The sequence below is a fragment of the Pseudomonas sp. P4_D7 genome, assembly GCF_056401755.1.
Genome location: NZ_JBFUIR010000092.1, coordinates 1 through 6,456 on the forward strand (window position 1 = coordinate 1; position 6,456 = coordinate 6,456).

General features: G+C 55.1%; 5 protein-coding genes. 1 reads left to right on the plus strand and 4 read right to left on the minus strand.

All coding sequences use genetic code 11. The features are described from left to right. Positions 1-1,280, plus strand: a 1,280-nt coding sequence (locus AC1DVF_RS28125) for a restriction endonuclease (protein ID WP_477783516.1), incomplete at its 5' end; no start/stop codon positions are given. A 212-nt stretch (positions 1,281-1,492) separates the two neighbouring features. On the opposite strand, the gene AC1DVF_RS28130 is transcribed toward AC1DVF_RS28125, so the two are convergent. Genes AC1DVF_RS28130 through AC1DVF_RS28145 form a run of 4 tightly spaced genes read right to left on the minus strand, consistent with a single transcriptional unit; the run spans position 1,493 to position 6,165 of the window. Beyond that, the gene (locus tag AC1DVF_RS28130; protein ID WP_477783517.1) at positions 1,493-2,707 is read right to left on the minus strand and encodes an Eco57I restriction-modification methylase domain-containing protein; all 1,215 of its coding nucleotides are present in this window, start codon (positions 2,705-2,707) and stop codon (positions 1,493-1,495) included. After that, on the minus strand, positions 2,694-3,311 hold the full coding sequence (locus AC1DVF_RS28135; protein WP_477298340.1) for a hypothetical protein: 618 nt from the start codon (positions 3,309-3,311) through the stop codon (positions 2,694-2,696). Before AC1DVF_RS28135 ends, AC1DVF_RS28130 begins: the two co-directional genes overlap by 14 nt. A gap of 13 nt (positions 3,312-3,324) precedes the next feature. Further along, a complete protein-coding gene (locus tag AC1DVF_RS28140) occupies positions 3,325-3,981 on the minus strand; it encodes a hypothetical protein (RefSeq protein ID WP_477783518.1) in 657 nt (218 codons plus the stop codon). A gap of 6 nt (positions 3,982-3,987) precedes the next feature. Continuing rightward, positions 3,988-6,165, minus strand: coding sequence for an ATP-binding protein (locus AC1DVF_RS28145; RefSeq protein ID WP_477297174.1), 2,178 nt, complete (start codon positions 6,163-6,165; stop codon positions 3,988-3,990). Positions 6,166-6,456 lie beyond the last annotated feature (291 nt).

Genomic DNA, 6,456 nt, shown 5'->3' on the forward strand with positions numbered 1-6,456 from the left:
GCTCAATGCCAAAGCCAACGCAAGGAAATGAATGGGTGTTGCCCGCGGCCATTCCATTTGAAGAACTTAAGGGGCGCGACCTCGAAGAGTGCGTTTATTGGCTGCTGGATGCAATGGGAGCCAAAGATTTGGAATGGCGGACGGGTGGTATGGGGGGCGGTGCAGCCGACGGCGGTCGCGATTTAGAGGCTCAGTTTTTTCAGCCGGATGACGCCGGTGAGCTCCACCAGCAACGATGGTGGATTGAGTGTAAGGGTCGTTGCGGAACGGTCGAGCCTAATGAAGTAAAAGCGGCCGTAAACAATGCGCTCGCGTACAAAGATGTAGACCGGCTCATCATTGTGACGAACACGCAGTTCTCAAATCCTACGCGAGATTGGGTGAAGCAGTGGCAGCGGGCGCATCCTATGCCCGCCGTTCAGCTGTGGGATCGAGCTCATCTGGAGCGCTACCTTTCTCGGCACCCAGACGTAGTCCTCCGTCTCCACTCAGAAGCCCTGAGCATTCCTGGTCGATATAAGGCGCTCGAGAGCAGGTTCTGGAATAAGCTTGAGTTCGTTCCGCGATCGACTCTCGATGCGCTCTGGGATGTTCGTGAGGAGCTCGAGTTCATAGAGGCCGGTGTTTTTGCACTGATTGCGAATGAATTTGTCCACCGCAGAATTGGTGCGCACCCTTGGGGCGCCGCATTAGATCACGATCAGCGCGTTCGGCTACTCGCGTGTGGCCTCCAGAACGTCGCGTATCTCTACCAGCGATTGATCTCGGCCGGCGCAGATCAGCGTATCGTCCTCCGCACATTCGCGTACGCGTTGCTCTTGGTGCTGGAAGGCGCGTCTGTAGAGTCCACGGCCGAACTGTTGCTCCTTGCGATTCATCGAGGGGACGTCTCGAAACCTTTTCCGTACGACGTTCTCAGCTTTCTTCTTGGACCGATACTCGCCCAGACTCTCCAAGAGATCCGTGATGTCTGTTCAGCGGATTGCGATCGAATTTCGTGCCTCTCTCGCGATTTAATAGAAGATCAAGACGAACCTAGAACTTATTGGGGGCGCTTTGAYGAGCCGGGGATCGAAGCCGTGAATGACACACGGATCTTGATCATTGAGAACGGACGCGCGGCGTGCAAGGTGGGCTTCGATGTGAATGAAGATCGCAAATGTCCTTTGTTCTCTCAAGAACCTTGCGTAAAGGAGCTTCTAACATTTCTTTCAATCATTCAGAAAGTGGCTCATTTTCGACGTGCGCAAGCGGTAGGCGCTCGTAACGTCGCGACATAGATGCGCGCTGCCTCGTACGTCAAGTGACCCAGCGTGCGCTTTGTGGTGCCGGCACGTCGGTCGGGTTCTTCATTGCTCTGATGCATGGATGCGCCACGTCTCAACTCACCGCTCGGTGGATGTTCAATCTTAGCGCTCGGGCGATACTGCACAATCGGGTTGCACCGCGTGCCTACGTTGCGCGTCACTGGTCGCGGAGTTCCCTGGGTCTTCTAAACGGGCCTTTTCATTCGACGCATCCAATCCATTGCTTGTGAAACGATCTGAGCGGATATGTTCGGGTGACCATGAAGCCTATGCGACCAGAGGATCCGACTAATTAGTCGTGTGGTGTATGCACTGGCCGATTGTTTGCTCATCGTGTCCAGCGTTACCACAATGACGTGATTTTCTGCGATGCACTTGAAACTATCGTCTAATATGAGAGCGGCATCTATTGACCATGCGCCAGGCGCTCCGCGCATGGTTCTCTTCAAGAGAAGCATAGGGCCCGTGGAGACGAAGCTAGCCGGGACACAGCTGTTCGCCGCGTACTGGCGGTCGCGGTACCTCGGCAAATCAAAGTCGAGCGTCCCGTCGTGGCGAATGTTGCCGCCGTTGACTATAGGAAAGCCGGCGGCGGGGTCTGAGCGAAGCATATCTCGGCACCGATTCCAGACGAGTGGCCCCACCCTGGCGCGCGCCCCTTGGCTGCTTCGCTTTCTGGTATGAAGTTTTGCCTGCCTCGACTCTTCATCACCGTGTGAAAACATGATGTGAGGAATTTTCTTTCTGAGCGCGGGCTTGTCGCGCCGAAGGAAAGCCTGAAAACCGATATCTTGGCTGACGTTAGGGAAAAGATTTCGGTCGTCAAAGGCGAGAACGTCGATGCTGCTGGCCCACTTCGCCACATATGCTCTTAGCCCATGGCATCGCCTATTGTTTATCCAGCCATAGGGAGCGAGCACAAACGCATGTCCCTCAGGGGTTGTCAGCTCGAGGCACTTACGAATTGCGAGGCAATAAAGGTTCGCCCCAAATCCCTTGGCAATTTCCCAATCGAAGCCGAAGGCCTCTGTTGTTGCTCGATTCATCGAAAGATATGGCGGGTTGCTGACGACCAGGTCGAACGTTTCCTCGAGGGTGGAGAAGACATCTCCCTGGAGAGTCCGTACCTTGTAACCGCTTCCGTTCTTTGGAATGCGCGCTACAGCAGATCGTGCGACCTCAGCGCAATGAAGTTCTACCAATATCCCTTTTTTTGTCAGTGCGTTAGCCACCGCGTGGCCAAGGCGCCCATCGCCGGCGAATGCGTCGAGCAAACGAACAGCTCGCCGGGTGCCTCGTGGGACTGATACATGGGATGCGACGAACTCGGCAAAGGAGTCAGCCAGGTCCGCCGGGGTCGGATGCACTCCGACATCGGTCCACAAATCAGTTTCGCGCATGCTTTTGTCGAGATACATCATCGGAATTGTACGGTACGACGGCGGGGACTTTCGACAAGAGCTCGACCGCCCGGACCAGGGTGAGGCTAAGCTTCGACAGGGTCGGTCCGCTCAGCGTGTCTTGTGTGATGAGTCGACGCAGAGTGGGCAGCTCGCCCCTGATCTCCTCCAGTGCGGCGGAGAATTGTCGCATGAGAATCAACTGCGGGCGATTCAAGTACAGGCGTTCGATAATGTACCTGCCGTGACGCTCGTTGCTAACAACGCTCGAGTTCACGTCGACACCTAAAAATGTTGAGTAGTCGATGCCAGCCGGATAAGGGTATTGCAGCGTCGGGTCTTCCGGCCAATCGCTCCCCTTGAATGAGTTGCAAATCGCACAGCAGTAGAACAAGTTATGAATATCATCTACCAGCTTTGGGAACTGCTTCTTCGGCTTGTGATGCTCAACGTGAAAGTTGCGCTCTCCTCCGAACGATCCTTCGTGGATGGCGCAATAAACGCACTGATGCATTCCCTCTTTACGAAGAATAGGTTTCCACTTTGAATAGTTTCCCGCCGTCGGTTGAGCGGTCTTTGACTTGTTGATGAGAATCCATTTCATTTTCGCTGCTCAGTCAGTTCTTCTTAGGCTCTTTAGCGAGCCCTTCGAGAATTCCTTGGATTTCATCTCGTACGAATACAATCTCTTCGGCGAGATCTTTTAGCGTATTGGCACTCTGATCCCGGTCTAGTGAAAACTTCTCTCTCAGCGCTGCGAGTCGCATGTAATCGTGTGGTTGGGCGCTTCCCTCCACCATTCGTGTCGAGAGCTCGCTTAGCTCAGCAAGTTCGCCTTCGTGCCGGTCAGTAAACGTAGATCCAGCGCGAAGCATTCGTTCGACGTATACCTTAGATCGCTTAGCGAAGTCGTCACGCTTTATGATCGCATCCAGGGCCGCCGCGCCTGCTTCATCGAGATCCTCAGGTTGGGGGATCGATGTAACGATGAACTGCGGCAAGTCGGGGATCTGGACGCGCAAGCGTTCCGCGACGTTGTGTCCGGCGTAATCCACAGCCTCGCCATCGTCGAAGTTCTCGTTGAGGTTCTCGTCGAGAATCAGGACACCCACGTCGTTTGCGACGATCCACTCCCGGTAGTCATCTATCAAGGGCAGCGGCGCGCTATCGATAACGCCCCAATGCTGGTCGAGTTCCTTCAGCTCGAGCGCGATGTAGCGAAGGATCGTCTGACGCATCTTCGGACGGTCGTCAATAATTGCAATGTTGGGCATTGTGCGTCAGCTGCTAGGAATGAGTACTTCGAAATGAGCGCCACCGAGTTCGCCAGTGCCGTCGACGGTTAACTTGGCGTTTAACTCACGCGCTACTGACTGGACAATTGACAAGCCGAGCCCGGTTCCGATTGGTGCACCTCGACCGTCGGTCTTTGTCGAGAACAAAGGACTCCAAATCTCTCGTAGGTGCTCTTTCGCGATTCCGGATCCAGAGTCCGAGACGGACAGTTTAATCAAGCTATTTCCGTCGATGTGCGAAAGCGCCACCTTAATCTCACGATTCTTCGTTCTTAAGCCGACTGCATGGTAGGCATTGGTTAAAAGGTTGAGGGCGATCGATTCAATGTCCATCGCGAATGATCGGAGCTCGATGTTTCGCTTTATATGCGTGGACAAATGGATTTGTTTCGACTCGAAGATCGGCTTCAGTTCGGCGAGCAGGGAGGAAACTAGATCAGAGATGTTGACCTTTGTCTTACGGCGCTTGTCCTTCTTGATGCGAGTGAGTGCGAACTGGCCCCACAATTCGACTCTTGCAATGGCTTCCTCTGCCGCGACGGCCTCTTCAATGCAGGCGTCAACGTCAATACTTTTCGCGGACAGTAGCCGAGACAACAGGGTTGTCGATAGGCGTGCTTGGGCGAGTGCCGTCTCGGTTTCGTGGCCAAAGACGGCGGAAGAAATCCCTACCGTTGCCAGGCCGCGATACGTGATGCTCTGATTGGCGAGCTCTTCGATCTGTTTCTCGGCACGCTCAACTTGCTCAGTCACCGCGCGAAGGCGCGATACCGATTCCTTAATGACGCGGTCCGACTTTGGGCTACTGTCATTGAGCTCCCTCGACACTGACTTCAGTGTTGATTTGATTTCGGTGACAACTCGCGGCAGCTCTTCGACCTCTGCACTGGAAGACGTTGGCTTCTCTTCAGCCGTTTCGTGGTACTCGGCCTCCAGCAAAGCAATGCATCCGTATGTCGCGGCCTTCAAGACAGAGTATGCGTGACTCTGGATGAGGCCTTCACGGGCGGCACTGTCTGGGAGATTTGTATTGGTGTCCCGGCCAATATAAACAGAGCCCACAACCTGATTTGCGGCCATACGGAAGGATGCCCGGGCCCGACCCGCCGGATTCTTGTTCTTACGTGCGGCGAGGCTGAGCCAATCGCCTTCAGGGTGCTCGGGGTCACCATACGGCTTGACGCGGATCCCATCACGGTAGATGCGGATGCCGGCGTTCTGGTCAAGGAAGCTTTTGAGCGCTCCTAAGCTGAAGCCGCCGGAAAGACTTGCCGCTGACCTTGGAAAGAAGCCTAGGTCAATGTCGAAGGGGCCGGCGTCGTAAGTATTCAACGCCTCAGCGCCGCGGATCTGGTCCCAATTCACTTTTCCTGTGCGAATCGTGTGCCGAGGCCCGCCTGCCCGCTTCGGGGGGGCGCTAATCTGGAAGCTCAGGCGGCCATTTTTGTCGAAGCGCCCGGTAAGATGCAGGGCGGCGCTATGGACTGCGAGAGAGGTAATCTGTTGAAACGTGGTGCTCTCAGAGTTTTTCAGCCAGATTTTGAACCCATCTGGATGTACCTTGGGCGAGACAAGGCTACTAAGCTCGTCTTCTAGTCGACGAAAGTCGTCGGGAGTCCATTCTTGCCTAAGCTGCTTGATCGTAATCTCAGTGCCGGTAGTGCCGTTGCTTGTATCATGTGGCGGCTTTGGCAGTGCGTTTGGGATGTCGGTGACAGCCACTGCGCTCAGTTCGGTGTTCTCGACGTCGAACTGGTTCCAATCAACGTGGATTGCCACGGCTTGGGATCTGGTGGCTTTTGACCGAAGCTCCAAGACTGCCCCAAGCCGATCAGCAGATAGGCGACCGACACCTTTTTCGCCGGTTTCCCTTCGTCCCTTGGCGCTGACGGGCGACCTGCGCTTCTCAGAGAAGCCGATGCGAAGCCACTTTTCGTCGACATCCTTACTTGTCATTCCGTATCCGTCATCCGAGATTCGGATAAAGGTGACCGATGTGTCCTTCGTGTCCTTCCTGTCATGGCCGAATTCAATGTCTACGTTGCTAGCATCAGCATCGTAGGAGTTCTTGATCAGCTCAATGAGCGCCGTGGTGTGGTCCTTGATGCTCTCGCGTCCGAGGCTTAAGAGGACTCTGGCATCAACCTTGAATACCCGCTTCATATATCGACTAACTCCAAATATTCCGTGGTGTCTTCTTAAGTTCGCGGGGTGCAAGCCATCGCATTTGCGCACTCCATTAAGTCGACTCGGGCGTGGCGCTCGGTGCTCGGCGCTCCGCTTCTCGGCGGTCTTACTAGTCGGCAAGTTTATCGGCTGTGTTGCCCTGAAGTTTAGGGGCGGCACCGCGGACCGTACGGAGCGAGTGAAGGTTCTTCGTTCGGCGTGCCCAGGTTGGCCGCAAGAGAGGGGTCGCCCCCAGGGGTCAATGGAGTCGGGCCACTTCGATTGAGG